This window comes from Streptomyces sp. TLI_053, assembly GCF_900105395.1.
Lineage (GTDB): Bacteria > Actinomycetota > Actinomycetes > Streptomycetales > Streptomycetaceae > Kitasatospora.
In genome coordinates, this window is record NZ_LT629775.1 from 3,769,320 (window position 1) to 3,795,228 (window position 25,909).

The 25,909-nt window shown below is 72.3% G+C and carries 22 protein-coding genes; 4 read left to right on the forward strand and 18 right to left on the reverse strand.

Annotated features, from left to right (window positions below):
• Positions 1-83: 83 nt before the first annotated feature.
• The 9 genes from ligA to BLU95_RS14945 all read right to left on the reverse strand — a co-directional run bounded on the left by ligA (position 84) and on the right by BLU95_RS14945 (position 12,584).
• Complete coding sequence (gene ligA, locus BLU95_RS14905; protein ID WP_093864886.1) at positions 84-2,534, reverse strand: NAD-dependent DNA ligase LigA; 2,451 nt, start codon at positions 2,532-2,534, stop codon at positions 84-86.
• A 24-nt stretch (positions 2,535-2,558) separates the two neighbouring features.
• Positions 2,559-3,587, reverse strand: coding sequence for a methionine synthase (locus tag BLU95_RS14910; protein WP_231978575.1), 1,029 nt, complete (start codon positions 3,585-3,587; stop codon positions 2,559-2,561).
• Positions 3,588-3,698: 111 nt separating this feature from the next.
• Positions 3,699-6,035 carry a right-handed parallel beta-helix repeat-containing protein gene (locus tag BLU95_RS14915; RefSeq protein ID WP_093860433.1) on the reverse strand — a complete coding sequence of 779 codons (2,337 nt, stop codon included), beginning with the start codon at positions 6,033-6,035 and terminating at the stop codon, positions 3,699-3,701.
• Positions 6,036-6,219: 184 nt separating this feature from the next.
• Positions 6,220-8,580: a hypothetical protein gene (locus BLU95_RS14920; protein WP_159424888.1), complete on the reverse strand. Its 2,361-nt coding sequence runs from the start codon at positions 8,578-8,580 to the stop codon at positions 6,220-6,222.
• A gap of 209 nt (positions 8,581-8,789) precedes the next feature.
• On the reverse strand, positions 8,790-10,097 hold the full coding sequence (locus BLU95_RS14925; protein ID WP_093860435.1) for a hypothetical protein: 1,308 nt from the start codon (positions 10,095-10,097) through the stop codon (positions 8,790-8,792).
• A 164-nt stretch (positions 10,098-10,261) separates the two neighbouring features.
• A complete protein-coding gene (locus BLU95_RS14930; protein ID WP_093860436.1) occupies positions 10,262-10,951 on the reverse strand; it encodes an SDR family oxidoreductase in 690 nt (229 codons plus the stop codon).
• A 13-nt stretch (positions 10,952-10,964) separates the two neighbouring features.
• Positions 10,965-11,489 (reverse strand): LOG family protein, encoded by a 525-nt coding sequence (locus BLU95_RS14935; RefSeq protein WP_093860437.1) that lies wholly within the window; start codon positions 11,487-11,489, stop codon positions 10,965-10,967.
• Between the two features lie 45 nt (positions 11,490-11,534).
• A complete protein-coding gene (locus BLU95_RS14940) occupies positions 11,535-12,104 on the reverse strand; it encodes a Uma2 family endonuclease (protein WP_093860438.1) in 570 nt (189 codons plus the stop codon).
• Between the two features lie 15 nt (positions 12,105-12,119).
• On the reverse strand, positions 12,120-12,584 hold the full coding sequence (locus BLU95_RS14945; protein ID WP_093860439.1) for an NUDIX hydrolase: 465 nt from the start codon (positions 12,582-12,584) through the stop codon (positions 12,120-12,122).
• Positions 12,585-12,601: 17 nt separating this feature from the next.
• On the opposite strand from BLU95_RS14945, the gene BLU95_RS14950 reads away from it, so the two are divergent.
• From BLU95_RS14950 to BLU95_RS42270, 3 genes are all read left to right on the forward strand, one after another.
• Positions 12,602-13,381, forward strand: a complete 780-nt coding sequence (locus tag BLU95_RS14950; RefSeq protein WP_093860440.1) for a GntR family transcriptional regulator — start codon at positions 12,602-12,604, stop codon at positions 13,379-13,381.
• Positions 13,382-13,542: 161 nt separating this feature from the next.
• Positions 13,543-13,983, forward strand: a complete 441-nt coding sequence (locus tag BLU95_RS14955) for an ATP-binding protein (protein WP_093860441.1) — start codon at positions 13,543-13,545, stop codon at positions 13,981-13,983.
• The gene (locus tag BLU95_RS42270; RefSeq protein WP_159424889.1) at positions 13,980-14,132 is read left to right on the forward strand and encodes a hypothetical protein; all 153 of its coding nucleotides are present in this window, start codon (positions 13,980-13,982) and stop codon (positions 14,130-14,132) included. Before BLU95_RS14955 ends, BLU95_RS42270 begins: the two co-directional genes overlap by 4 nt.
• A gap of 55 nt (positions 14,133-14,187) precedes the next feature.
• On the opposite strand, the gene mnmA is transcribed toward BLU95_RS42270, so the two are convergent.
• Together mnmA and BLU95_RS14965 are read right to left on the reverse strand one after the other, a co-directional pair.
• Complete coding sequence (gene mnmA / locus BLU95_RS14960) at positions 14,188-15,327, reverse strand: tRNA 2-thiouridine(34) synthase MnmA (RefSeq protein WP_173862055.1); 1,140 nt, start codon at positions 15,325-15,327, stop codon at positions 14,188-14,190.
• 63 nt (positions 15,328-15,390) lie between these two features.
• Positions 15,391-16,572 (reverse strand): cysteine desulfurase family protein, encoded by a 1,182-nt coding sequence (locus BLU95_RS14965; RefSeq protein ID WP_093860442.1) that lies wholly within the window; start codon positions 16,570-16,572, stop codon positions 15,391-15,393.
• 336 nt (positions 16,573-16,908) lie between these two features.
• Between BLU95_RS14965 and BLU95_RS14970 the strand changes: the two genes are divergently transcribed.
• A complete protein-coding gene (locus tag BLU95_RS14970; RefSeq protein ID WP_093860443.1) occupies positions 16,909-17,664 on the forward strand; it encodes an IclR family transcriptional regulator in 756 nt (251 codons plus the stop codon).
• Here BLU95_RS14970 and BLU95_RS14975 read toward each other — a convergent pair.
• The 7 genes from BLU95_RS14975 to BLU95_RS15005 form a co-directional block, all read right to left on the reverse strand.
• Positions 17,600-18,259: a trimeric intracellular cation channel family protein gene (locus tag BLU95_RS14975; RefSeq protein ID WP_093860444.1), complete on the reverse strand. Its 660-nt coding sequence runs from the start codon at positions 18,257-18,259 to the stop codon at positions 17,600-17,602. The two genes, BLU95_RS14970 and BLU95_RS14975, sit on opposite strands and share 65 nt — an antisense overlap.
• A gap of 43 nt (positions 18,260-18,302) precedes the next feature.
• On the reverse strand, positions 18,303-19,367 hold the full coding sequence (locus BLU95_RS14980; protein WP_093860445.1) for an ABC transporter ATP-binding protein: 1,065 nt from the start codon (positions 19,365-19,367) through the stop codon (positions 18,303-18,305).
• Positions 19,368-19,401: 34 nt separating this feature from the next.
• Positions 19,402-20,475: an ABC transporter ATP-binding protein gene (locus BLU95_RS14985; protein ID WP_093860446.1), complete on the reverse strand. Its 1,074-nt coding sequence runs from the start codon at positions 20,473-20,475 to the stop codon at positions 19,402-19,404.
• Positions 20,472-21,482 carry an ABC transporter permease gene (locus tag BLU95_RS14990; RefSeq protein ID WP_030392717.1) on the reverse strand — a complete coding sequence of 337 codons (1,011 nt, stop codon included), beginning with the start codon at positions 21,480-21,482 and terminating at the stop codon, positions 20,472-20,474. The genes BLU95_RS14985 and BLU95_RS14990 overlap by 4 nt, the downstream gene beginning before the upstream one ends.
• 101 nt (positions 21,483-21,583) lie before the next feature.
• A complete protein-coding gene (locus BLU95_RS14995) occupies positions 21,584-23,362 on the reverse strand; it encodes an ABC transporter substrate-binding protein (RefSeq protein WP_093860447.1) in 1,779 nt (592 codons plus the stop codon).
• A gap of 56 nt (positions 23,363-23,418) precedes the next feature.
• Positions 23,419-24,408, reverse strand: a complete 990-nt coding sequence (locus BLU95_RS15000; RefSeq protein WP_093864889.1) for an ABC transporter permease — start codon at positions 24,406-24,408, stop codon at positions 23,419-23,421.
• Between the two features lie 475 nt (positions 24,409-24,883).
• Positions 24,884-25,831 carry an enhanced serine sensitivity protein SseB gene (locus BLU95_RS15005; protein WP_093860448.1) on the reverse strand — a complete coding sequence of 316 codons (948 nt, stop codon included), beginning with the start codon at positions 25,829-25,831 and terminating at the stop codon, positions 24,884-24,886.
• Positions 25,832-25,909 lie beyond the last annotated feature (78 nt).

A 25,909-nucleotide genomic window follows, 5' to 3' on the forward strand; every position in this document is an offset into this window, starting at 1 on the left:
CGATGCCCGCTATCACTGTGCGGCACCCGATGACGTTGCATCAGGACGATAACAAGCCGGATTCGGGGCTTCCGCGCGCGGGGTCAGCCCGCGGCGCCCTCCTCGACGGGCGCCGCGGCGGCCTCGGCGCCGGCCGGTGCCCCCACCTCGGGATCCTTCGCCGCGACGGCGGCCCCGGCGTCCGCCGCCTCACCCCCGGCGGTGTCCCCGGCGGTGTCCCCGGCGTCCTCGGCAGTGCTCCTGGCGGCGGCCTTCTTCCGGGCCGGCGCCTTCTTCGCCGGCTCCTCCGGCGGCTCCGCCGGCAGCCCCAGGTGGACCCGGGCGGCGGCCGACCCCTGCTCCAGCAGGATCGTGAAGCCCGCGTCGTCGAGGACCGGCAGCCCCAGCTGAACGGCCTTGTCGTACTTGGACCCGGGATTGTCGCCCGCGACCACGAAGTGGGTCTTCTTCGACACCGAACCGGTCACCTTCGCACCCCGCGAGGTCAGCGCCTCCTTGGCGCCGTCCCGGGTGTGCCCGGCCAGGGTGCCGGTGACGACGACGGTCAGCCCCTCCAGCGGGCGCTCGCCCTCCTCCTCGGCGGCCTCCTCGGTGAAGCGGACCCCGGCGGCACGCCACTTCTCGACGATCTCCCGGTGCCAGTCCACCTGGTACCACTCGACGATCGAACGCGCGGTGCCCGCGCCGACCCCCTCGGTGGCGGCCAGCCGCTCCTCGCTCGCCGCGAAGATCGCGTCCAGGTCGCGGAACTCGCGGGCCAGGTCCTGGGCGGCGACCGGGCCGACGTGCCGGATCGAGAGGCCGTTGAGGAAGCGCCAGAGCGGGCGGTCCTTGGCCTTCTCGATGTTCTCCAGCATCAGCCCGGTGTTCTTCTTCGGCGCACCGGCGGTGGTGGCGAAGAAGAACACCTCCTTCTCCTCGCCGGTCTCGTCGTCCAGCTTCGGCATACCGGTCTTCTGGTCGCGCACCAGCACCTTGATCGGCAGCAGCCGCTCCACCGTCAGACCGAAGATGTCGCCCTCGTTCCCCACAGGCGCCTCGACCGGCTCCAGCGGCTGGGTCAGCGCGGTGGCGGCGACATAACCGAGGCCCTCGATGTCCAGCGCCGAGCGCCCGCCGAGGAAGGCGATCCGCTCCCGGATCTGGGCCGGGCAGTACTGGGCGTTGGGGCAGCGCAGGTCGATGTCCCCCTCCGCCATCGGCCGCAGGCCGGTGCCGCACTCGGGGCAGTGCGAGGGCATCACGAACGCCTCTTCGGTGCCGTCCCGCAGGTCGTACACCGGTCCGAGGATCTCCGGGATCACGTCACCGGCCTTGCGCAGCACCACGGTGTCGCCGAGCAGGACGTCCTTGGCCTTGACCACGTCCTGGTTGTGCAGGGTCGCGTACTGCACCATCGAACCGGCCACCTTCACCGGCTCGGCCAGCACCGCGTACGGGGTGGCCCGGCCGGTGCGGCCGATCCCGACCTTGATCGCGGCGAGCTTCCCGGTGACCTCCTCCGGCGGGTACTTCCAGGCGATCGCCCAGCGCGGGGACTTCGAGGTGGAGCCGAGCCGGCCCTGCAGGGCGATCTCGTCCACCTTGACCACCACACCGTCGATCTCGTGCTCGACCGAGTGCCGCTGCTCGCCGAAGTGCGCGACGAACTCCCGCACCTCCGCCAGCGTGCCGACCACCCGGTTGTGCCGCGCGGTCGGCAGGCCCCAGCCGCGCAGCAGGTCGTAGGCGTGCGACTGGTTGTCGATGTCGAAGCCGACCCTGGCACCGATGCCGTGCACCACCATCCGCAGCGGGCGGGAGGCGGTGATCAGCGGGTCCTTCTGGCGCAGCGAGCCGGCCGCGGCGTTCCTCGGGTTCATGAACAGCCGGATCATCGCCCGGGGCCGCTTGCCCTCCTTGGCGCGCTCCTCGTTCTCCAGCCGGCGGCGCTCGTTCTCCTCCGCGAAGGAGGCGTTGAGCGCCTCGAACGCCTCGGTCGGGAAGTAGACCTCGCCCCGGATCTCGACCAGCTCGGGCACGTCCTCGCCGGTCAGCCGGTGCGGGATCTCCTCGATGGTGCGGACGTTGGCGGTGATGTCCTCGCCGACCCGGCCGTCGCCCCGGGTCGCCGCCTGCGTCAACCGGCCGTTCTCGTAGGTGAGGTTGACGGCCAGGCCGTCCACCTTCAGCTCGCACAGGTAGTGGTACTCGATCCCGGCCAGCTCGGCGGCGACCCGCTCGGCCCAGGCGGCGAGCTCCTCGTCGTCCATCGCGTTGTCCAGGCTGAGCAACCGTTCGCGGTGCTCGACCGGGGCGAACAGCAGGGTCGGCGCGCCGCCGACCCGCTGCGAGGGCGACTCCGGGGTGACCAGGGCGGGGTGCTCCGCCTCCAGCCCCTCCAGCTCGCGCATCAGCGCGTCGAATTCGGCGTCGCTGACGACCGGCGCGTCCTGCTCGTAGTAACGGGCCCGGTGGTCCGTGATCTCGGCGGCCAGCTCGGCGTGCCGCTTGCGCACCTCCGCCGGAACGTCCTCCCAGCCCTCGACAGCCACCACCGCAAGCCCTCCGTCAATCTCTCATTCCGGGTTGTCCACCAGGCTCCTGGCCGCGTTCACACTGAGTGACAGCGCCCGACGCGCGTGGTCCGGGGAGGCCCCGGCCAGCCCGCAGGTGGGCGTCACCAGTACACGGCGGCCGAGCAGCTCGGGGGCGAACCCGAGCCTGCGCCACAACGCCCTGACACCCTGGACACTACCGGCCGGGTCCGACAGTGCCGTTGATTGAGCGAGCGCCCGCTCGGTGGACGGGACGACACCCGCGAGGATCATGGTGCCGGCCTCGACCGTCTCCCCGAGCTCCTCGTCCTCACGCTCGGTCAGCAGCGAGAAGTCCAGCGAGACACCGGCGACCCCGGCCCGGCGCAGCAGCGGCAGCGGCACCCGGGGCGCGCAGCAGTGCACCACCACGGGCGCGTCCAGGGCGCCGATCACGTCCCGCAGGGCCTCCTCGGCGAGCTGCCGGTCGACGGAGCGCAGCCGCTGGAAGCCACTCGCCGTCCGCACCTCGCCGGCCAGCACGGCGGGCAGCGAGGGCTCGTCCAGCTGGAGCACCACCTCCGCGCCCGGCACCCGGCGGCGGACCTCGGCGAGGTGGCGGCGCAGGCCCTCGGTGAGCGAACCGGCGATGTCCCGGCAGGCGCCGGGATCGGCGAGCGCCTTCTCGCCGTACTTGAGCTCGATCGAGGCGGCCAGCGTCCACGGCCCCACCGCCTGCACCTTCAGCGCGCCGGTGTACCCCTGGGTGAACTCCTCCAGCGCGTCGAGGTCCTCGCCGAGCCAGGAGTGCGCCCGCCGGGTGTCCCGGCCCGGACGGTCGGCGAAGCGCCAGCCGCTCGGCTCGGTCTGCGCGAACAGCTCTACCAGCAGCCCGGCGGAACGGCCGATCATGTCGGCGCCCGGCCCCCGGGCGGGGAGTTCGGGGAGGAACGGCAGGTGCTCCAGCGCGCCGGTGGAGGTCCTGGCGGCCTCCCGGGCGTCGGTGCCGGGCAGCGATCCGACGCCGGTGGCGGCGCCGACCAGGTCGGGGAAGGGAAGTCCGTTGCTCACGGCGGAAGCCTATGGGGTCGGGAACGCCGACGGCCCCGGCACCGGGCGCGGGGCTCGGTGGCGGGGCCGTGGCACCGGGTCCCGGCGGCGGGTGCCGCCGGGACGCCCGGGTCAGTAGGTCTGGATCCCGAACAGGTCCACGATGATGTGGACGGGTGCGGCGCTCGCGTTGCGGACGGTGATGCGGCCCTCGTTCACCTTCACCACCACCTGGTTGGCGACGGTCTCCCCGGCCTGGAAGTTGAGGTTGGAGACGGCCGGCATGAGCTCGTTGCCCGGGTAGACGGTCAGGTGGCCGTCGGTGCCGGGCTCGGTGACGGTGACGTTGAGGGTCGCCGCGGCGATGTTCGGCGCGACGATCTCGACGTCCAGCGCGTCGAAGGCCCCGACGGTGCCGGCCGGGCGCGGGCAGCAACCGGTGCCGAAGTCCTGGCGGGTGTCCATGACCCGCCCCGGGCCGGTCGGGGTGAAGGTCAGCCGGCCCTCGGCGCTGTAGTAGCCGGCCAGGTCGGCGATCACGTGCACGGTGCCGCCGGAGGAGTTGTAGAACGACACCTTGCCGTCCTTCACCGGCACCGTGACCAGGTTCGGGACGGTCCGGCCCGCGGTCCAGTTGAGGCTGGAACTCTGCGGAAGCCCGGTGCCGTGCGGGTAGACCCGGAGGTGGCCGTCCTCGGTCGGGTCGGTCACCGTGACGTTCATCGTCACGGCCGTCACGCCCTCCGGGGGCGCCCCGCCCTCGCCGGCGACCTGGAGGTCCACCTGGCCGAAGGCCGGGACGGCCTGCCAGTCGGGGACGCCGACCCCCACCCGGGTGTCCAGCAGCCGGGACGGGCTGAGCGGGTGGAAGAGGTCGCCCTTGGCGCCGTAGTGGCCGGCCAGGTCGGCGATCACGTGCACGGTGCCGCCGGAGTGGTTGTAGAACGACACCTTGCCGTCCTTCACCGGGACGGTCACCTGGTTGGCGAGGGTCCGTCCGGCCGTCCAGTTGAGGTTGGAGGTGTCCGGGCGCTCCGCGCCGTGCGGGTAGACCCGGAGGTGGCCGTTCTCGGTCGGCCCGGTCACCGTGACGTTCATCGTCACGGCCGTCACCCCGCTCGCCGGGATGCCGGCCACACCCGCGACCTGGAGGTCCACCTGGCCGAAGGCCGGCACGGCCTCGGTGCCGGGGACGCCGACCGCCTCCCGGGTGTCCAGCAGCCGGGTCGGGCCGGCAGGGGTGAAGACGCTGCCGAAGTCGTGGCTCTCGACGGCGCCGCGGTCGCGGTAGCCCTTGCCGGTGCCGGTGTTGCGCACCGTCGGGTCGTCCGCGGGGGCCTGACCGGTCTGGTCCACCGGGAGCATCCCGGGGGCCGTCTCGTCGGCCGAATCGATCGACGCCGACTGCGGGCCGTCCGGGCTGTGCGGCTCGTAGATCTTCGCCACGAAGTCGTGCGCGCCCTGGCCGCTGGCGGCGGTGAACTCGGGCCGGGTCGGGAAGTCCGCGTCGGCCCAGCGGTACGGCGAGCCGCCGCCGCGCGGGTCGACCACGTTGTAGTCGACGGCGGTGCCGGCGGTCGCGGTCGGGGCGACGGCGATGCCGGTGGCCGCGGCGGTGTCGGCGCAGCGATCGGCCTGGGCCCGCGCGGTGTCGACCACGTTGTTCTTGACCACCGCGCCGGCCGAGGCCCCGGCCAGTGCGATGCCCGTGGTGCACTCGGCGAGGACCGTGTTGCTGACGACGACCGTGCCCGGTGCGCCGTCGACCAGGACCGAGGCCGGGGCGGCGTCGGTCGAGACCCTGTTGGTGGTCAGTACCGTCCCGGTGGAGCCGCCGTCGACGGTGATGCCCGGCTTGTCGGAGGTGCCGTTCGCGGCGCCGCGGGCGAAGGTGACCTGGCGGGAGCCGTTGGTGATCCGCAGGGTGTTGTACGCGCCGACGGCGGTGAACTTCACCCGGTTCCCGCCGTCGACCGTGACGCTCGGTGCCGGCGAGTTGGTGAGCACGCCCAGGTTCTCGAACTCGACGAACTCGGCGCCGCGGACGGTGAGGCCGTTCGACGGGCCCTCCACCGAGCCGATCAGCACCGAGCTCTGCGAGTTGACGTCATGGGGCCGACCGCGGAACACGATGGGCGCACCCTGGCGGCCGGAGCGCGTGATCACCAGCTCTTCGGGATAGGTCCCCCAGGCGATCTCGACCGTCTGGCCGGCGGACGCGACGGCCGCGGCGGCCGCCACGGTGCAGAGCGGCCTGGCCTGGGTGCCGCCGGTGGTGTCGCTGCAGCCGGGCGCGCGGTCGACGTAGAGCGTTGCGGCGGCGGCGGACGCGCCGCCCGTCGTGACGGCGGGAAGCCCGACCGTCGCGAGCAGCGTCAGGCCGACGGCCAGCGCGGCGCGGGTTCCGGGCGTGCGGGATCCGGGCGTGCGGGATCCGGGCGTGCGGGATCTGGCGATGTCTTTCGACATGAGAATTCCCCCTGTGAGTCGCGGCCGGAGGCCGCGGTTCCGGCCCTGCTCACCGAGCGGAGGTGGAGGGCGTACGGATCATTCCACAGGGTGGCCGACGCGTCATCAGGCATCTTGCGGCAGCGGCCCCGTACCGAGCGGTAGCTCGGTACGGGGCCGCCGGAGGGTGCGGACCGGGTGACGGTCAGTAGCTCTCGGTCCCGCTGGAGTCGACCACGAAGTGCGCCGGCGCGTCGCTCGCGTTGTACAGCACGACCGAGTTGCCGCTCGGATTGACCGGCACCACGGCCTGGTTGGCGACGGTCTGCCCGGCCTCGAAGTTGAGCGTGGAGGTGTCCGGGACCGGTCCGACGCCGGAGTACGCCGTGAGGTGGCCCGCGGCGCCCGGCTCGGTCACCGTGATGTTCAGGGTCGCCGAGGCCGGGTAGCTCCCGCCGTTCACGAAGACGGTCAGGGAACCCCAGGCCGGGACGGTGCCCGCCGGGCGGTAGTAGGGACGGCCCCAGCTCTGCCGGGTGTCCATGATCCGCGACGGCCCGCCCGGGTAGAACGCGACCCGGCCCTCGGCGCTGTGGTAGCCCGCCAGGTCGGCGATCAGGTGCACCGTGCCGCCGGAGCGGTTGTAGAACGACACCTTGCCGTCCTTCACCGGCACCGTCACCAGGTTGGCGACGGTCCGGCCGGCCGTCCAGTTGAGGTTCGAGGTCTCCGGCGCGGCGCCGCCGTGCGGGTAGACCGTCAGATGGCCGTCCTGCTCCGGCTCGGTGACCGTCACGTTCATCGTCACCGCCGTGGCCCCGGTGGCCGGCACCCCGGCCACACCGGCGACCGGCAGCTCCAGCGTGCCGAAGGCCGGCACCGCCTGCGCCGACGGGACCCCGATCGGCGCCCGGGTGTCCAGCAGCCGGGTCGGGCCCTGCTGGTGGAAGAGGTCACCCTTCGGGCTGTAGTAGCCCGCCAGGTCCGCGATCAGGTGCACCGTGCCGCCCGAGTGGTTCCAGAACGACACCTTGCCGTCCTTCACCGGCACCGTCACCTGGTTCGGCACCGTCCGGCCGCCCGTCCAGTTGAGGGTGGAGACGCCCGGCCGGTCCTGGCCGTGCGGGTACACCGTCAGGTCGCCGTCCTGGGTGGGGTCGGTGGCCGTCACGGTCAGCGTCACCGCGGTGACACCGGTCGCCGGGACCCCGGCCACCCCCGTGACCGGCAGGTCGAGCGTGCCCCCGGCCGGCACCGCCTGCGTGGACGGGACCCCGATCGCCTCCCGGGTGTCCAGCAGCCGCACCGGGCCCGCCGGCGTGTACGCGCTGCCCACGGTCAGGTACTCCTGCGCGCCCCGGTCCCGGGTGCCGCCGCCGGTACCGGTGTTGGGCAGCGTCGGGTCGTCCACCTGGGACTTGCCCTGGCGGTCGGTGGGGAGCATGCCGGGGGCGTTCTCGTCGGCCGAGTCGATCAGGTGGTTGACCGGCCGGTCCGGCCCGCGCCAGAAGGTCGTGGGCGAGACGAAGTCGTGCGCGCCCTGGCCGCTGGCCGCCGTGAACGACGGCTGGTCGGCGTAGTCGGCGCCGGCCCACCGGTAGGGGGTGCCGCCGCTGCGCGAGTCGACGACGTTGTAGTCCGCCTTCGTCCCGGCGACGGCGCTCGCGGCGACCGTGATGCCGGTCGCCATGTAGCTCCAGGTGTCGCACGGCGAATCGATGTCGCGCCCCGCGTTCACGGCGTTGTTCTCGACCGTGGCACCGCCCGAGGCTCCGGTCAGCACGATGCCCGGGGAGCAGGAGCCGAGGGTGCTGTTGGCGACCACCACGGTGTTCGGTGCGCCGTCGACCAGGACGGCCGGGTGGTCCTCACCGACGCTGGAGACGACGTAGTTGGTACTGACGACGGTCCCGGTCGAACCGCCGTCGACCGTGACGGCCGCACCCTGCGCGCCCCAGAGGCCGGCCCGGGCGTAACGCACCCGCTCGGAGCCGCCGGTGATCCGCACGCCGGTGCCGCCCGTGCCGCTGACCCCGGTGAACGAGACGTCCCGCGCCCCGTCGGCCAGCACGACCGGCCGGCCGGCGGCCGCGTCGACCTCGAGGTACTCGAACACGACGTAGCGGGCGCCCCGGACGGTGAGGCCGCCCCCGGGGTGGGCGGAGGACCCGATCACGGCGCTGCCGCCGTAGCCCGGCTCGTACGGCGACGGGCCGCGGAAGGTGATCGGTGCCCCGGCCGTACCGGAGCGGGTGACCGTCAGATCGGTCTCCTCGTACTGGCCCCTGGCGATCTCGACCGTCTGCCCCGGCCCGGCCACCGCCGCCGCGGCGGCGATGTGGCAGTAGGGGACGCTCTTGCTGCCGGGACCGCCGTCGGCGCAGCCGGCCGCGGTGTTGTCGACGTAGAGCGTGGTGACGGCCGCCTGCGCGCCGCCCGCGCCGACGGCCGGGAGGCCGAGCGTCCCGAGCAGTGTCACGCCGACGGCCAGCGCGGCGCGGGCTCTGGTTCCGGTGCTGGTTCCGGTCCTGGTTCTGGTGCTGGTTGTGGTGCGAAGTCTGGGCATGGAGTTCCCCCTGACGGACCTGTGGTCCGGTGCCGTGTCCTGCCCTCCGACCCCGGTCGGCCCCGGAGGACGCACGGATAATGCCACAGTCGGGCGCCCCCGAACCACGCGGGCCCGCGCTCCGCCCGGACACCCCGTCACGCGGCGGCCCCGGCGCCGAGCAGGGATGCTCGGCGCCGGGGCCGCGGGGTGGGGCGAGGTGGGACCGGTCAGGGGCGGTACGTGCCGTAGCGGTCGACCACGATGTGCACCGGCGCGCCACTGGCGTTGAAGAACGTCGTCACGCTGCTGCCCTGCTTCGTCGGGACCACGACCTGGTTGGCGACCGTGTCGCCGGGGCCGAAGTTGAGGGCGGACGTGTCGGGGCGCGGGCTGGTCTGCGGGTACACCTTGAGGTGTCCTTCGGCGCCCGGCCCGGTCACCGTGACGTTCAGGGTCGTCGCGGACTCGGAGCTGCCCCAGGAGGCGTCGACGGTCAGGGTGCCCCAGGCCGGAACGACACCCTCGTTGCGGTACTGCGGGCGGCCCCAGGACTTCCGGGTGTCCATGATCCGGGCCGGCCCGTAGGGGTAGAAGGCGGCGCCGCCGTCGGCGCTGTAGTGGCCCGCCAGGTCGGCGATCACCTGCACCGTCCCGCCGGAGTGGTTGTAGAACGACACCTTGCCGTCCTTCACCGGCACCGTCACCAGGCCGGCGACGGTCCGGCCCGCCGTCCAGTTGAGGTTCGAGGTGCCCGGCACCGGGTCGCCGTGCGGGTGGACCGTCAGATGGCCGTCCTGCTCCGGCTCGGTGACCGTCACGTTCATCGTCACGGCCGTGACCCCGGTGGCCGGCACCCCGGCCACGCCCGCGACCGGCAGCTCCAGCGTGCCGAAGGCCGGCACCGCCCGGGCCTGCGGCACCCCGACCGGCCCCCGGGTGTCCAGCACCCGGACCGGCTCCTGCGCGTGGAAGAGGGCGCCCGTGGCGCTGTAGTAGCCGACCAGGTCGGCGATCACGTGCACCGTCCCGCCGGAGTGGTTGTCGAACGACACCTTGCCGTCCTTCACCGCCACCGTCACCTGGTTCGGGACCGTCCGGCCCGCCGCCCAGTTCAGGGTGGAGGTGGTCTCCGCCTCGCCGAGCAGCGAGGAGGGGTTCGTCCACACGTAGCCGAACGGGCGCACCAGGAGGTTGCCGTCCTGCGTCGGATCGGTCGCGGTGACGGTCATCGTCACCGCCGTCACACCCTCCAGCGGCACCCCGGCCACCCCCGTGACCGGCAGGTCGACCGTCCCCCACGGTGCCACGGCCAGCGCCGACGGGACCCCGGTCCCCTCCCGGGTGTCCAGCAGCCGCACCGGGCCGACCGGCGTGTAGCCGCTGCCGGTGGCGGCTGCCGCCGAGCGGTCCTGCACCGTGCTGTCGGCCTGGAGCGGGCCGGACGCGGCGTGCGCGCCGACCGTGCCGACGACCGGCAGGCCGACCGTGCCCAGCAGTGTCGCGCCGACGGCCAGCGCGGTACGAAGCTTGTACATTTCAAATCCCCCCGACAGGCCGATGGCCTGACTATGCATCAATTCTCCGTGCCCGGAAGGGCCGAGAACGAACGGACACCTCCAGGGACGGCCCTCGCCCCGTCGTGGTTGCACCGCTCGGAAGATCGGGGCGCCGGACTTTCCGGCGCCCCGATCGCGGGCCCCTACCGGCCCGGACGGACCGTGATGTCGGTGATCTCGGCGTCCCGGGAGGCGTCCAGCGCCGCCAGCACCGCCTTCGCCACCGACTCCGGCTCGATCCACTGGCCGGGGTCGTACTCCTTGCCCTCCTGTTGGTGCACCTTGACCTGCATCGCGGTGGCGGTGCGGCCCGGGTAGACCGAGGTGACCCGTACGCCGTTGCCGTGCTCCTCCAGCCGCAGCGAGTCGGCGAGGGCCTTCAGCCCGTGCTTGCTGGCCGCGTACGCCGACCAGTCGGCGCTCGCCCGCAGCCCGGCACCGGAGTTGACGAACACCACGTGGCCCTTGGCCAGCCGCACCGAGGGCAGCAGCAGCCGGGTCAGCTCGGCGGGGGCGACCAGGTTGACGTTCAGGGTGTCCTGCCAGGCCTTGACCGGCAGCTCGCCGACCGGGGCCAGCTCGACCGTGCCCGCCACGTGCAGCAGCGAGTCCAGCTCGACCGGCGGCGTCTGGTGCCCGAGGGCCCAGGAGAGCTTCGCCGGGTCCGCGAGGTCGCCGACCAGGGTCCGCGCCCCGGGGAAGCGCTCGCGCAGCTCGGCGGCCCGGCGGGCGTCGCGGGCCAGCAGCCAGAGCTCGTCCCCGCGCTCGGCGAGACGGGCGGCGAGGACGGCGCCGATGCCGGAGCCGGCACCGGTGATCAGATGAGAGGCCATGACCGTGATCCTCTCAGCCCTTGAGCTGTTCGAAGACCTGGGCCGGGGTGTCGGCGAAGGTGATCAGCTCGGGCAGCGGACGGGGCAGGAAGCCCTCGGTGTCCATCCGCTCCAGTTGCGTGCGCAGCCCCGCGTAGAAACCCTCGGTGTCCAGCACCACCACCGGCTTGTCGTGCAGCGCGTGCTTCTTCAGCTCCAGCACCTCGGTGACCTCGTCCAGGGTGCCCAAGCCGCCGACCAGGACGACGACCGCGTCCGCGCGCGCCAGCAGCTTCGCCTTGCGCTCGGCGAGGTCGGCGGTGGTGATCAGCTCGTCGGCCCCGTCGTACGCCTTGTGCTTCAGGAACTCGACCGAGATCCCGACCAGCCGGCCCCCGGCGTCCTTCACCCCGTCGGCGAGCAGGCCCATCAGCCCGGCGTTGGAGCCGCCCCACACCAGTGTGTGCCCGCCCTCCCCGAGCAGTCGGGCGAATTCGGCGGCGGGAAGGGAGTAGCGGTCGTCGAGCGAGTACGCGGAGCAGAAGACAGTGATGTTCATAGTGGTCCCCGGTCTATCACGCCTCCGGGCCTGCGCTCATTTCGATTACTGGGCGGACCCGTCCCCGTACGGCACCAGCGCCGAAAGGCCCAGGGTGAAGCCGAACGGCTCCGGGATGCCGATCTCGTCGCCGAACTTCCGGTCGCTGCGGGTGTGGTAGCGGTCGTGGTCGGGTTCGGAGAACAGCGTCACCGTGCCTTCGCGCGGGTCCACGATCAGGTAGAGCGGGATCCGCACCACGGCGTAGTCGTGCAGCTTGTCCATCCAGTCGTTGCCGGGGTTCGACGGGGAGACCACCTCCACCGCGATCAGCGCCTCGGCGGCGGGGGCCCGGTTGCCGGGCTCCGAGAGCACGGCAACCGGAAGGTAGGTGAGGTCCGGACCGCGCCCCACCGAACCGTCGGGAGCGACGATCACAGCGCGTTCGGTCGGCACGTACCCCTCGGGTTCGTGCCGCTCGAACTGCCGCCGCACCTGCGCGAGGTTGAGCTGGTGGATGTTCGACGGCGACGCCTGCACGACCAGGTTGTCGCCGGACCACTCGATCCGGACGCCGTCGGGTGCGGTCCGCTCCAGCTCCGCCACGAAGTCCCGGTGCTGCTCGAACAAGCCCATGCCGTCCTTCTCCCGTCAGCCGAGCAGATGCCGCCCGTCATGGTCCCGGACAGCCGGTACGGCACCGTCCCGCAGCGCGTCCAGCACGCGCACGGCGTACACCTCGGCCATCCGGTCGGAGACCTCGCCCGGCGTGAGCCAGTCGACGGCGGTCGACTCCTCGGAGAGCCGCTCGCCCCCGCTCTCGGGGCGGCAACGGAACACCAGGGCGACGATTCCTCGGCTCACGTTCTTGTAGACACCGGTCAGCCGCTCGACGCCGACCTTGATCCCGGTCTCCTCGAACACCTCGCGCCGTACGCCGTCCTCGACGGCCTCGGTCACCTCCAGCACTCCGCCCGGCGGCTCCCAGGTCCCGTTGTCGGCCCGCCGGATCGCCAGTACCCGGCCGTCCTCCCGCACCACCACCCCCGCGACGGACACCGAGTGGAGCGGCGTTGACCGAGGCTTCCCGGCGCTGTTACTCATGTGCAGGAGAATAGGAGCCCTGAAGGACTATGGCGAATGATGACGTGGCCTCGTCGGCCACCGCGAAGTACCTGCAGATCGCGGCCGATCTCGCCGCACAGATCGCCTCCGGCGTCCTTGCCCCCGGCGCGACCGTACCCAGTGAGGCCGAACTCATGCTGCGGTACGGAGTCGCGTCCGGGACGGTGCGCAAGGCCATCGCCGAGCTCAGGACGACCCAGCTGATCGAGACGCACCACGGCCGCGGCTCGTTCGTCCGCTCCCGTCCACCGGTTCAACGGAAGTCCGCGGACCGCTTCCGCCGCGCCCACCGCAAGGCCGGCAAGGCCGCCTACCTCGCGGAGGCGGAGACCTCCGGTGGCGTCCCGTCCGTGGCCGTGCTGTTCGTGGGACCCACTCCGGCGCCACCGGACATCGCCGAGCGCCTGGGCCTGCCCGCCGACACCCAGGTGCTGGCCCGCAAGCGCCGGTACTTCCGGGACGGGGTACCGACGGAGGAGGCCGTCTCCTATCTGCCGTGGGACGTCGCCAAGGACATCCCGGAGGTCTTCGCCGAGAATCCGGGCGGAGGCGGCATCTATGCCCGCCTGGAAGAGCACGGCCACTCCCTCGCCGAGTTCGCCGAATCCGTGCGGGCCCGACTCGCGACCAAAGCGGAGGCCAAGGCGCTCGCGCTGAGCCCCGGCGCACCGGTGATCCACCTCGTTCGCAGTGCCCTCCGCACCGACGGCCGGGTGGTCGAAGTGTGCGACACCGTCATGGCCGCCGATCAGTTCGTCCTCGACTACCGCTTCCCCGCACGGGACTGAGGAGAAGTCACATCTGTCAATCTGTCGCGAAGGGGTCTCGCGACAGGTTGACTCATGTACAGGAGTCGGGCACTCTTCTGCCATGCACTCATGTACATGAGTGCATGGCAGAATCTCATTCACAGGAGATGGCCTGCGAAGGCCCGCATCTTGGAGCTCCCATGCGGCACGTCCTGTTGGAGACCCAGGCGTCTTCCGATGCCTCCCCGGACTCGCTCCCGGCACCGGCCGAAGTGCTGTTGCCCTACCTCCCGGAAGCCGCCGGTCAGGCCCGCCGGTTCCTTCGAACGACGTTCGCCGAATGGGGGTTGGACGGGCTGGTCGACGTGGCCGAGCTGGTCGGCAGCGAGTTGGTCACCAATGCCGCGAAGACCGGGTGCCGGCAGCGGATGACGGTCACGGTCCGGTACGTCTCGCAGGCGACCGTGCGGATCGCGGTGCGCGACGGCTCGTGTGTTCTGCCGGTGCTGATCCGCGCTTCCCCCGATGAGGAGTGCCACCGCGGCCTGGCCCTGGTGGACCGCCTGACCGGTGGCCGATGGGGCGCCACCGTCGAACCCGCCGGAAAGGTCGTCCACGCCGACCTGAGGGTCACCCGATGAGCCCTCGGGCGTCGGACGACGACCCCGACACCGACGACGCGCCACCCCGCCCCGATCCCGCCCAGGTCTGGGCCGCGTACGGGGTGTCGGTGGCGGCAGCCTTCCACATTGCGGTGGCGGCGCTGGTACTGGTCAACCGCTCCCGCTGAACGCCGCCCGCGTCGCCGGGTCGGCGGCGCGGGCGGTCAGGGACGGCGCCCGGCCTCAGGCGTTGACGGCCGGGCGGTGCGTCGTCGCGATGGTGGCGGAGCCGACGACGCGGGTGCCGTCGTAGAGGACGACGGCCTGGCCGGGGGCGATGCCGCGGGCGGGGGTGTCGAGCTCGACGCGGAGGGTGTCGCCGGTGACCGAGGCGCTGACCGGGACCTCCTCGCCGTGGGCGCGCAGCTGGGCGGTGTAGCGGCCGTCGGCGAGCGGCTCGGTGCCGCACCAGCGCGGGCGGATGGCCGTGAGGCCGGTGACGTCGAGGCCCTCGACCGGGCCGACGGTGACGGTGTTGTTCACCGGGGAGATGTCCAGCACGTAGCGCGGCTTGCCGTCGGCGGCCGGGCGGCCGATCCGCAGGCCCTTGCGCTGGCCGATGGTGAAGCCGTAGGCGCCGTCGTGCTCGCCGAGCTTGGTGCCGTCGACGTCCAGGATGTCGCCGGTGGCGGTGCCGAGGTGCTGGGCCAGGAAGCCCTGGGTGTCGCCGTCGGCGATGAAGCAGATGTCGTGCGAGTCGGGCTTCTTGGCGACGGCCAGGCCGCGCCGCTCGGCCTCCTCGCGGATGACGTCCTTGGTGGTGTCGCCGAGCGGGAAGAGGGAGTGGGCGAGCTGGTCGGCGTCGAGCACGCCGAGCACGTAGGACTGGTCCTTGGCCGCGTCGACGGCCCGGTGCAGTTCGCGGGAGCCGTCCGCCAGGTCGACGATCCGGGCGTAGTGGCCGGTGCAGACGGCGTCGAAGCCGAGGGCGATCGCCTTGTCCAGCAGCGCCGCGAACTTGATCTTCTCGTTGCAGCGCAGGCACGGGTTGGGGGTGCGCCCGGCCGCGTACTCGGCCACGAAGTCGTCGATGACGTCCTCGCGGAAGCGCTCGGCGAGGTCCCAGACGTAGAACGGGATGCCGATCACGTCGGCCGCGCGGCGGGCGTCCCGGGAGTCCTCGAGGGTGCAGCAGCCGCGCGCGCCGGTGCGGAAGGACTGCGGGTTGCTGGACAGCGCCAGGTGCACGCCGGTCACCTCGTGGCCGGCCTCGACGGCGCGGGCGGCGGCGACGGCGGAGTCCACCCCGCCGGACATCGCGGCGAGCACACGCAGGCGGCCGGTGGTGGACGGAGCGGTGGGGGCACCCGGGAAGTCAGTCATGATGACAACAAGCGTACGTGGTGCCGCCCGGCATTCCGCCGGGACTTCTCCCCCGGGGCGGGCTCAGCGCCGGACGGCCGCGAGACCGGCGTTGCGGGCGCGCTGGACGGCCGGGGCGATGGCCTCCGCGAGGGCGGTGACGTCCTCGCGGGTGGACGTGTGGCCGAGCGAGAACCGCAGCGAGGCCCGGGCGAGCAGCGGGTCGACGCCCATCGCCAGCAGCACGTGGCTGGGCTGCGGGACGCCGGCCGAGCAGGCCGAGCCGGTGGAGCACTCGATGCCGCGGGCGTCGAGCAGCATCAGCAGCGCGTCGCCCTCGCAGCCGGGGAAGGAGAAGTGCGCGTTGGCGGGCAGCCGTCCCTCCCCCGCCGGGTCGCCGTTGAGCACCGCGTCGGGGACGGCGGCGAGCACGGTCGCGACCAGTTCGTCCCGCAGCGCGCCGAGGGCCAGGGCGTGCTCCTCGCGGCGTTCGACGGCGATGGCCGCGGCGGCCGCGAACCCGGCGGCGGCGGGTGCGTCGAGGGTGCCGGAGCGGACGTCGCGCTCCTGGCCGCCGCCGTGCAGCAGCGGGACGGGCGTGGCACCGCGCGACAGCAGCAGCGCGCCGATGCCGAACGGGCCGCCGATCTTGTGGCCGGTGACGGTGAGCGCGGTGAGCCCGGAACCGGCGAAGGAGACCGGCACCTGGCCGAGCGCCTGCACCGCGTCGGCGTGCATCGGGATGCCGTACTCCGAGGCGACGGCGGCGAGTTCGGCGACCGGCTGGACGGTGCCGACCTCGTTGTTGGCCCACATGACGGTGACCAGGGCCACCGAGGCGGGGTCGCGTTCGATCGCCTCGCGCAGCGCCGCCGGGTGCACCCGACCGAGCGCGTCCACCGGCAGGTAGTCGACCGTGGCGCCCTCGTGCTCGGCGAGCCAGTGCACCGCGTCCAGCACCGCGTGGTGCTCGACGGGGCTGCACAGCACCCGGGTGCGGGCCGGGTCGGCGCCGCGGCGGGCCCAGTACAGGCCCTTGACCGCCAGGTTGTCGGACTCGGTGCCGCCGCCGGTGAGCACGATCTCGCTGGGCCGGGCGCCGAGCGACTCGGCGAGCGACTCGCGGGCCTCCTCGACCACCCGGCGGGCCCGGCGGCCGGCCGCGTGCAGGGAGGAGGCGTTGCCGACGACCCCCAGGTGCGCCGTCATCGCGGCGATCGCCTCGGGCAGCATCGGCGTGGTCGCCGCATGGTCCAGGTATGGCATAACCATGCGATTGTAGTGGCCCTCCGGCCTGCACCGGACCGGCGTACCCGGCACGGCCGGGCGCACCGCACCGATCCGGCCACCGGACGGCGGTCACCGGGCCGGTGCCCCTCCGGGCAGCCCAGGTACGGGACGCGGCCCCCGAACGGTTAGCCTGACGGCCATCGCCGCGCGGCTCGACGGCCACCGGCAGGCGGCCCGACCGCCACCGGCAGGCGGCCCGACGGCCACCGGCGAGCGGCCCCACGGCCACCAGCAGGCGGCCCGACCGCCACCACCACCCGGCGCGAAGGCCCCTGCCCCGCGGCCCGGCCGGAACCAGGAACGGGGAGCACCATGTCGCAGTCGGTCGATCGGGCGCTGACCCTGCTCGGCTCGCTCGGCGACGGACCGGTGACCCTGGACCAGGCCGCCGCCTCGATCGGGGTGCACAAGTCCACCGCGCTGCGGCTGCTGCGCACCCTGGAGGAGCACGGCTTCGTGCACCGGCTGTCCGACCGCCGTTACCGGGTGGGCGGCCGGGTGCTGTCGCTGGCCCAGCGGGCGCTCCAGGAGATCGACGTCCGGCAGGTCGCCGCCCCCTACCTGGCCGCGCTGAACGAGCGCTGCGGCTGTACCGTGCGGCTGGCGGTGCTGGAGGACGACGAGGTGCTGTACCTGGACGAGCTGGCCGGCCGCTGGAGCACCGACCCTGGCCGGCCGACCCGGATCGGGCGCCGGGTGCCGGCCGCCGGGACGGCGGTGGGCCGGGTACTGCTGGCCGGACTCCCGCCGGACGGCCCGGCGGCGGACGGCCTGGCCGAGGACCTGGCGGCGGTGCGCCGCCGGGGCTGGGCGGCCGAGTCGGCCGAGCACCGGGAGGCGGTCACCTGTGTGGCGGCGCCGGTGGCGGGCAGCGACGGGCGGGCGGTCGCGGCCTGCGCGATCTCGGCGCCGGTCGGCCGGATGACGCCGGCCGAGCTGCTGCGGCTGGTCCCGGAGCTGCTCTGCACCGCGGAGGCGGTCTCGCTGGCGTACGGCGGCTCGCCTACTCCTCGCTGGTGCGAGAACCGTTGCGGTGCCAGGCCCGCGGCGCGCGCCAGCCGTACTTGAGCGCGAGCATCCGCAGGCCGAACGCGGTCAGCGCGGCGGCGGTGCCGGTGGCGGCGGTGAGGCTGTCGAGGGCGATCAGCACGGCGACCAGCGCGGCGCCGACGAGGGCCGGCACGGCGTAGATCTCCCGGTCCCAGCGCAGCAGCGAGGGGAGTTCGCCGGCCAGGACGTCGCGCATCACCCCGCCGCCGGCGGCGGTCACCATGCCGAGGGCGACCGCGGAGACCGCGCCGAGCCCGTAGTCGTGCGCCTTGGCGGTGCCGGTGACGCAGAACAGGCCGAGGCCGAGCGCGTCGAGGGTCTGCACGGCGCGGTTGATCCGCTCGACCTCGGGGTGCAGGAAGAAGACCACCAGTCCGGCGAGCAGCGGGGTGACGAAGTAGCCGAGGTTGCTGAACGCGGCGACCGGGGTGGCGCCGATGACGAGGTCGCGCATCACTCCGCCGCCGAGCGCGGTGACCTCGGCGAGGACGGCGATGCCGAAGATGTCCATGTTCTTGCGAACGGCGAGCAGCCCTCCGGAGAGGGCGAAGACGAAGATACCGACGAGGTCCAGCGACTGCTGCACGTCGGAGGGGAAGATCTGCGAGGTCACCGCACCAGTGTGACCCGGCCGGGCCTCCCCTCCGACCGCGCGGTCAGGCGGAGGCCGCCGCAGCGTCCGCGGTGACGGCGTTCTCCGGGAAGTGGCAGGCCACCTGGTGGCCGGCCGTCGCCGCGACGAGCGGCGGCTCCTGGCTCGCGCAGATCTCCTGGGCCTTCCAGCAGCGGGTGCGGAAGCGGCAGCCGCTGGGCGGGTTGATCGGCGAGGGCACGTCGCCCTTGAGCAGGATCCGCTCGCGCCCGGCGCTGTGGCGCCGGCGCGGGTCGGGCACCGGGACGGCCGACATCAGCGCGGTGGTGTAAGGGTGCATCGGCCGGCTGTAGAGCGAGTCCCGGTCGGCGATCTCGACGATCTTGCCGAGGTACATCACGGCGACCCGGTCGGAGACGTGCCGGACCACCGAGAGGTCGTGCGCGATGATCAGGTAGGTCAGGCCGAGCTCGCGCTGGAGGTCGTCGAGCAGGTTGACCACCTGGGCCTGGATGGAGACGTCCAGGGCCGAGACCGGCTCGTCGGCGACGATCATCCGGGGCCGCAGGGCGAGCGCCCGGGCGATGCCGATGCGCTGGCGCTGGCCGCCGGAGAACTCGTGCGGGTAGCGGTTGTAGTGCTCGGGGCTGAGCCCGCACAGCTCCAGCAGCTCCTGCACGGCCTTCTTGGTCCCGCCCTCGGGCTCGGCCTTCTGCAGCCGGAACGGCGCGCCGACGATGGTGCCGACGGTGTGCCGCGGGTTCAGCGAGGAGTACGGGTCCTGGAAGATCATCTGGATGTCGCGGCGCAGCGGCCGCATCGCCCCGACGCCCAGGTGGGTGATGTCGGTGCCCTCGAACTCGATCGTCCCGCCGGTCGGCTCGTCGAGCCGGGTGACCAGCCGGCCCATCGTCGACTTGCCGCAGCCGGACTCGCCGACGACGCCCAGGGTCTCACCGGCGTTGACCGTGAAGTCGATGCCGTCGACCGCCCGGACGGCGCCGGTCTGGCGCCGCAGCAGGCCGCTGTGGATGGGGAAGTGCCGGGTCAGGCCGGTCACCCGGAGCAGCGGCTGCCGGTCCGGGGCGGGCGCCGGCGCGGGGATGGTCGCCGCCTGGGTGTCCGTCATCGGTTCTCTCCAGAAAGGTGGTACGAGTCCGGGCTCACAGCCGGGGCGCGATCTCTTCGGTGAAGATGCGGTGCCGCTCGGAGAGCGCGAGGTGGCAGGCCGCGTGGTGGCCGGGCGCGACCTCGGTGAGCCCCGGGGTCTCCTCGGTGGAGCGCCCGCCGGTCAGTTCCGCGTAGGGGCAGCGCGGGTGGAAGGCGCAGCCGGACGGCACGTTGATCAGGCTGGGCGGGGTGCCCCTGACCGGGACGAGCCGGTCCTGGAGCTCCCGGTCGAGGCGCGGCATCGAGCCCAGCAGGCCCCAGGTGTAGGGGTGTTCGGGCGAGTCGAAGAGGGTCTCGGCCGGACCGCGCTCGACGCACTTGCCGCCGTACATGACGAGGATGTCGTCGGCGAGCTCGGCGACCACCCCGAGGTCGTGGGTGATGATGATGACGGCCGAGCCGAACTCCTCCTGGAGGTCCCGGATGAGGTCCAGGATCTGCGCCTGCACGGTGACGTCCAGGGCGGTGGTGGGCTCGTCGGCGATCAGCAGCGAGGGGTCGTTGACCAGGGCCATGGCGATCATGGCGCGCTGGCGCATGCCGCCGGAGAACTGGTGCGGGTAGTCGTCGACCCGGCGGTCGGGCTGCGGGATGCCGACCCGGTCGAGCATCTCGACGGCGCGGGCGCGGGCCTGCTTCTTGGTCGCCTGCGGGTGGTGCACCCGGTAGGCCTCGACGATCTGCTGCCCCACCGTGTAGTAGGGGTGCATCGCGGTCAGCGGGTCCTGGAAGATCATCGCCATCTGCCGGCCGCGCAGCTCCCGGACCCGGTCCGGGCCGGCCGCGACGAGGTCCTCGCCGTCGAGCCGGATCTCGCCGGTGATCCGGGCCCGCTTGGAGCGGTGCAGGCCCATGATGCCGAGCGAGGTGACGGACTTGCCGGAGCCGGACTCGCCGACGATGCCGAGGGTGCGGCCCTTGGCGAGGTCGAAGCTGACCCCGTCGACGGAGCGGACCAGGCCGTCGTCGGTGTCGAAGTGGATCCGCAGGTCCCGGACGGAGAGGTACGGGTCCCCTCCGGCCGGGGCGGCCGCGCGGGCGGCCGGGGTCTTCTGGAGCTCGGTCACGACAGCCTCACCCGGGGGTCGACAGCGGCGTACAGGAGGTCAACCACGAGGTTGCAGAGGACGATGAAGAACGCGGCGAGCAGCGTGGTGCCGAGGATCTTCGGCAGGTCGTTGTCGGAGATCGCCTGGACGGCGAACTGGCCGACGCCCTGGAGCGAGAAGACCTGCTCGGTGATCAGCGCACCGCCGAGCAGCAGACCGAGGTCCATGCCGAAGATGGTGACGATCGGGGTGAGCGCGGCGCGCAGTCCGTGCCGGGTGACGACCTTGCGCTCGGCCAGGCCCTTGGCCCGGGCGGTGCGGATGTAGTCCTCGCTCATCGTCTCCAGCATTCCGGCGCGGGTGAGCCGGGCGTAGAGCGCGGAGTAGAGGAAGGCCAGCGAGATCCAGGGCAGGATCAGGTTGCGGGCCCACATCAGCGGGTCGTCGGTGAAGTTGACGTACTGCAGGTTGTCCAGGATCGGCCACTCGTAGCTGAACACCGTGAGCAGCAGCGCGCCGGTGAAGAAGACCGGCAGCGAGACGCCGGCGAGGGCGATGCCCATCGAGATCCGGTCGAAGATCGAGCGCGGCCGGAGGGCGGAGACGACGCCGGTGGCGACGCCGGAGACCAGCCAGAGCGTGGCCGCGCCGATGGCGAGCGACAGCGTGACCGGGATCCGCTTGGACAGTTCGGGCCAGACCTCCAGGTGGTTCTTGAAGGAGTAGCCGAAGCAGGGCACGTGGCAGGTGGCCGGTTCCGGGCCGAACTTGTATTCGGCGCCGCTGACCAGCCCCTTGAGGAAGTTCCAGTACTGGGTGTACAGCGGCTGGTCGAGGCCGAGGTTCTTCTTGACCGCCGCGATCGCGTCGGGAGAGGGGTTCTTCCCGATGTACTGGGTGGCCAGCTGGTCGACCGTCTCGCCGGCGAGGCGCGGGAGCAGGAAGAAGATCGCGAAGGTGACCGCGCTGACGACCAGCAGCAGCACCGCGGCGGCGAGGATCCTGCGGATGATGTAGGCAAACACAGTTGGTCGGCTCCGGCCGCCCGCCGCCGTCCGGGATCCTCCGGACGGCGGCGGGCTTTGCCGCTGCCTTCACCTGCCTTCAGGGATGCAGAGCCAGGCTCTTACTTGGTGCCGATGTTCAGGTAGTCGTACTCACCCGAGAAGGCCGGCGTGGACGCGAGGTTGGTGGCGTTGTCCGGGCGGTACAGGAAGACCTTGAAGTCGGTCAGCGGGACGTAGACCGCGGCCTCCATGACCTTCTTGTCGATGTCGCCGTAGATCTTCTCGCGGGCCGCCCGGTCCGGGTTGGTGGCGGCGTCGTCGAGCAGCTTGTTGACCGCGGGGTCGTTCAGCGAGGCCAGGTTGCTGTTGCCGGAGGCCTTGATCGCGCGGCCGTCGACGATCTGCTGCAGGAAGCCGTAGCCGGTCGGCCAGTCGGCGCCCCACTGCATCATCATCAGACCGATGTTGTGCTCCTTGGCGAACTTCGGAGCGCCGGCGCTGTCGGCCAGGTACTTGCCCTGCGGGAACTGCTGGATCTCGGCGTTGATGCCGACCTTCTTCAGCGCGGCCTGGATCGAGGTGGCCGCGGCGACCTCGGTGGCGCGCTCGGTGCGGGCCGAGAGCACGGTGGTGATGCTGTCCTTGCCGCAGGCCTTCAGAGCGGCCTTGGCCTTGGCCTCGTCGCCCTTGTTGTCCTTGGTCTCCCAGACGTTGAAGTCCTGGTGGCCCGGGATGTCGGGCGGGAGCACGGTGTTGGCGACCTGGCCGCGGACGGGGCCGCCGAGCGCGGTCTGCACCGAGACCTTGTCGACCGCGTACTGGACGGCCTTGCGGCACTCGATGTTGTCGAACGGCGCGACATCGGTGTTGATGGCCATGTAGACCAGACGGCCGCCGTAGGCGTTGTCGGTGTTGGCCTTCAGCTTCGGGTTCTGCAGGATCTGCGCCTGGGTCTGCGGGTCGACACCGCCACCCACCAGGTCGACCTGGGCGTTGCCGGCCAGCAGGTCCTTGTCGATGGTGGCCTGGTCGATGTTCATCCGGAGCACGATCTTGTCCGGCAGCTGCTTGCGGATCGGGTCCGTGCTCGGGTCCCAGTTGGTGTTCGGGACCAGGACGGCCTGCTTGCCGTCCTCGTAGGACTCGAACTTGAAGGAGCCGGAGGAGACGATCTTCTTGACGTACTCGGCGCCGGTGTCCTTGGCCTGCGGGACCGGGACCGTCTGCGGGGCGCTGACCAGGTAGTCGAAGTCGGCGAAGGCGTGCGTCAGGTGGAAGACGATGGTGGTGTCGTCCGGGGTCTCGATCGACTTCAGGTCGCCGGTCTTGTCCTTGTACGGACCCTCGTACGGCGTGGGGTTGTCGACCAGCAGCTCCTTGAAGTACGTCGGGCCGTTGGAGTTCACGTCCGGCGCGAAGTTGGAGCGCTCGACGGCGTACTTGACGTCCTTCGAGGTGATCGGGGTGCCGTCGTCGTACTTCAGGCCCTTGCGCAGCTTGTACGTCCAGCTCAGGCCGTCGGCGCTGACCTGGCCGAGCGACTCGGCGAGGTCCGGGACGAGCTTGTTGCCCGCCTCGCCGGCGCCCGGCTGGAAGGTGGTGAGCGGACGGCCGTACAGGCGCGAGAAGTTGTAGATGTACGCGTAGTACGTGTTGCCGGGGTCGAGCGAGTCGGGGGTGCCCTTCATCTCGAAGGTCACCGTCCCGCCCTTCTTGTCGGAGGCGTTGACGATGCCCTTGGTGGCCGCGTTGGCACCGGAGCCGCCGGCGGCGTCGGTGGCGGAGCCGGAGGCGGTGGACTTGGCATCGCTGCTCTTCGTGCCGGACGAGCAGCCGGTGACGACCAGGACCGCGGCAGCGGCCGCGGCGGTCAGCGCGACGGTACGGGACCTACGCATGGGTGAGATCAACCCCTTGAGGAAGTGTTGGCCGAACGAGGGATCCTGACGCGGCGTCAGTTGCTCTTGGGATCGAGGGCGTCACGCAGCCCGTCGCCGAGCAGGTTGAAGGCGAGTACGGTGACGAAGATCGCCACACCGGGGACCACCATGTACTGGGGGTCCACCTGGTAGTACCGGATCGCGTCCTGGAGCATGCCGCCCCAGGAGGCCTGCGGGGGCTGGATGCCCACGCCGAGGAAGCTCAGCCCGGCCTCGAAGAGGATGTTGGTCGGGATCAGCAGGGTCGAGTAGACCAGGATCGGACCGACCAGGTTGGGCAGCAGCTCCTTGAAGAGGATGAACGGCCCGCGGGCACCCAGGCTCCGGGCCGCGTAGACGAACTCGCGCTCGCGCAGCGAGAGGGTCTGTCCGCGCACGATCCGGCCCATGTAGGGCCAGTTGAAGAAGCCGATCACGAAGATCAGCACCATGATGTGCAGCGGGAGGCCGTGCAGGCCGAACGCGCCGCCCTGCAGCGAGGTCGAGATCGCGATCGCGAACAGCAGCAGCGGGAAGGCGAGGAAGACGTCCATCACCCGGCTGATCAGGGTGTCCACCCAGCCGCCGTAGTAGCCGGCCATGATGCCGAGCACGGTGCCGATGGTGTTGGACAGCACGGTCGCGCCGAAGGCGACCAGCAGGGAGACCCAGGAACCCTCGATGACGCGGGTCAGCAGGTCACGTCCCTGCAGCGGGTCGACGCCGAGCGGGTGGTCCCAGCTCATGCCGCCCCAGTCGCCGAACGGCAGACCGCCGAGGTCGGCGTCCAGGAGGTCCTGGTTGAGGGCGTCGGGGTCGAGGCCGAAGGCCGATTCGATCGGCTTGGCCAGCACGGCGAGCAGGATCAGCAGGATCACCACGACGCCGCCGGCGACGGCGGCCTTGTCCCGCTTGAAGCGGGTCCAGGCGATCCGGCCGAGCGAGCGGCCCTCGATCTTCTTGGCCGGGCTCGCGGCGGCGTCTGCCTCCGGTGTGCTGCCGGCGGTCTTGATGGGTGCGGTCATGGTCAGTTCGGTCCCCTCGCCGACGGTGGCCGGCCCACGGGTGCCGGGCACCGGGATCGGCGGCGCGGCTGGTGCGGACGTGCTTGGGTGCGGACGTGCGGAAGTGCAGGAGCGGAGTCTTTCCAGCGGTACGACTGGCTCAGTACTGCTGCCACGCGGGATGGGCGTCACGTGGATCATGCGGTCCGCCAGCGCGTTCGCCCTTGTGGGACGCCAACCACGCGCGGCGGGCTGTTGCAGAACTCTCTGCCATCCGAACTGGCTTACGCCAGCCCTGACCACCGACAGATGCCCAACTGTGATCTGTGTGCATGCACCTCCACGACCATCGGCATATCCCTCTTCACACAGCTGTAACAGCCATGTCAAGATGTGTTCCATCCGGTTCGGGGAGAACGTCCGAAAAAACGCCGAAACCGGCCTGACAGAGTGTCAAGCCGGTTTCGTGGGGCCGGATTCGGCGACTCCGCCCCGATCAGCGACCGGGGTAGCCGGGCCACGGCTGCTGCGGCGGAGGCTGCTGCCCCGGCCAGGCCGGAGCCGACGGCCGGGTGCCGTAACCGAAGCCCTGCCCCTGGGCGGGGCCCTGCTGCGAGGCGTACGGCGGCGGGGGCACCGGCGGGTACGGGCCGGTCTGCGGACGGCCGTGACCGGCCGCCTCCCGGTCGTAGAACGGGCGCGCGTGCGCCCGCATCCACAGCGCCACCGGGTCGAACTCGTCCGCCATCGCGACCGTCGAGACCGCCAGACCCTCCGGCGCGACCGCGATCGCCCGCTGCATCAGCGCCCGCACCGCCTCCACCGTGGGCGGCGAGCTCTCGTACAGCTCGAGACCGATGGCGAGGTACGGCTCGCCCACCGACGGCCGCACCCAGGCCCGGCGCAGCGCCCGCACCGCCCGCACCTCGGCCGCCTGCCGCTCCAGCAGCGCGAAGAACTGCTGGGCCGGCACCTGCGGCTCGCTCAGCTTCAGCGGACCGGCCGGCAGCCGGTCCAGGCCCGCCGCCACCCGGCGCAGGTCCGCCCACGGCACCCCGACCCCGCCGCCCGGGGCGTGCGGGTTCAGCCACAGCCCCCAGCGGGTCCGGTACAGCGACGCCGCGATCTCCCGGCCGGAGATCACCTCGTGCGCCCGCGCCCAGCCGGACGCCGCCAGCTGCTCGGGCGAGGTGACGGCCGGCGCGTAACCGTGGCCGCTGATCTCCATGTTCCCGTACTGGGCGTCGGCGCTGCCCGGCGTCCCGTGCCACAGCAGCATCCAGACCCGGCCCTCGGCGAGCGCGTTCAGCATCGTCTCGTAGGCCTCGTAGCGCTCCGGCGCCACCTCGCGCAGGGCGCGTTCCAGCGCGCCCGGATCCGGGCGTCCGGTGGGCGCCTGGCCCCAGGGCCCCGGTGCACCGCCAGCTACCGATCCCGCACTCATGCGCCCACCTCGTTGCGCCTCTTCGTTCCTCGTCCGTCACCGGCGGCCCGGCGGCCGTCAGCACGCACCTTATGGGGC

Excerpts from the sequence above, each read along its gene's own strand:
- BLU95_RS14980 (WP_093860445.1), bottom strand. The coding sequence starts at position 19,367 with ATGACGGACACCCAGGCGGCGACCATCCCCGCGCCGGCGCCCGCCCCG.
- BLU95_RS14995 (WP_093860447.1), bottom strand. The coding sequence starts at position 23,362 with ATGCGTAGGTCCCGTACCGTCGCGCTGACCGCCGCGGCCGCTGCCGCG.
- BLU95_RS14920 (WP_159424888.1), bottom strand. The coding sequence starts at position 8,580 with ATGCCCAGACTTCGCACCACAACCAGCACCAGAACCAGGACCGGAACC.
- BLU95_RS14940 (WP_093860438.1), bottom strand. The coding sequence starts at position 12,104 with ATGGGCTTGTTCGAGCAGCACCGGGACTTCGTGGCGGAGCTGGAGCGG.
- BLU95_RS15005 (WP_093860448.1), bottom strand. The coding sequence starts at position 25,831 with ATGAGTGCGGGATCGGTAGCTGGCGGTGCACCGGGGCCCTGGGGCCAG.
- BLU95_RS14965 (WP_093860442.1), bottom strand. The coding sequence starts at position 16,572 with ATGCCATACCTGGACCATGCGGCGACCACGCCGATGCTGCCCGAGGCG.
- BLU95_RS42270 (WP_159424889.1), top strand. The coding sequence starts at position 13,980 with ATGAGCCCTCGGGCGTCGGACGACGACCCCGACACCGACGACGCGCCA.
- BLU95_RS14925 (WP_093860435.1), bottom strand. The coding sequence starts at position 10,097 with ATGTACAAGCTTCGTACCGCGCTGGCCGTCGGCGCGACACTGCTGGGC.
- BLU95_RS15000 (WP_093864889.1), bottom strand. The coding sequence starts at position 24,408 with ATGACCGCACCCATCAAGACCGCCGGCAGCACACCGGAGGCAGACGCC.
- BLU95_RS14950 (WP_093860440.1), top strand. The coding sequence starts at position 12,602 with ATGGCGAATGATGACGTGGCCTCGTCGGCCACCGCGAAGTACCTGCAG.
- mnmA (WP_173862055.1), bottom strand. The coding sequence starts at position 15,327 with ATGACTGACTTCCCGGGTGCCCCCACCGCTCCGTCCACCACCGGCCGC.
- BLU95_RS14970 (WP_093860443.1), top strand. The coding sequence starts at position 16,909 with ATGTCGCAGTCGGTCGATCGGGCGCTGACCCTGCTCGGCTCGCTCGGC.
- BLU95_RS14935 (WP_093860437.1), bottom strand. The coding sequence starts at position 11,489 with ATGAACATCACTGTCTTCTGCTCCGCGTACTCGCTCGACGACCGCTAC.
- BLU95_RS14955 (WP_093860441.1), top strand. The coding sequence starts at position 13,543 with ATGCGGCACGTCCTGTTGGAGACCCAGGCGTCTTCCGATGCCTCCCCG.
- BLU95_RS14915 (WP_093860433.1), bottom strand. The coding sequence starts at position 6,035 with ATGTCGAAAGACATCGCCAGATCCCGCACGCCCGGATCCCGCACGCCC.
- BLU95_RS14930 (WP_093860436.1), bottom strand. The coding sequence starts at position 10,951 with ATGGCCTCTCATCTGATCACCGGTGCCGGCTCCGGCATCGGCGCCGTC.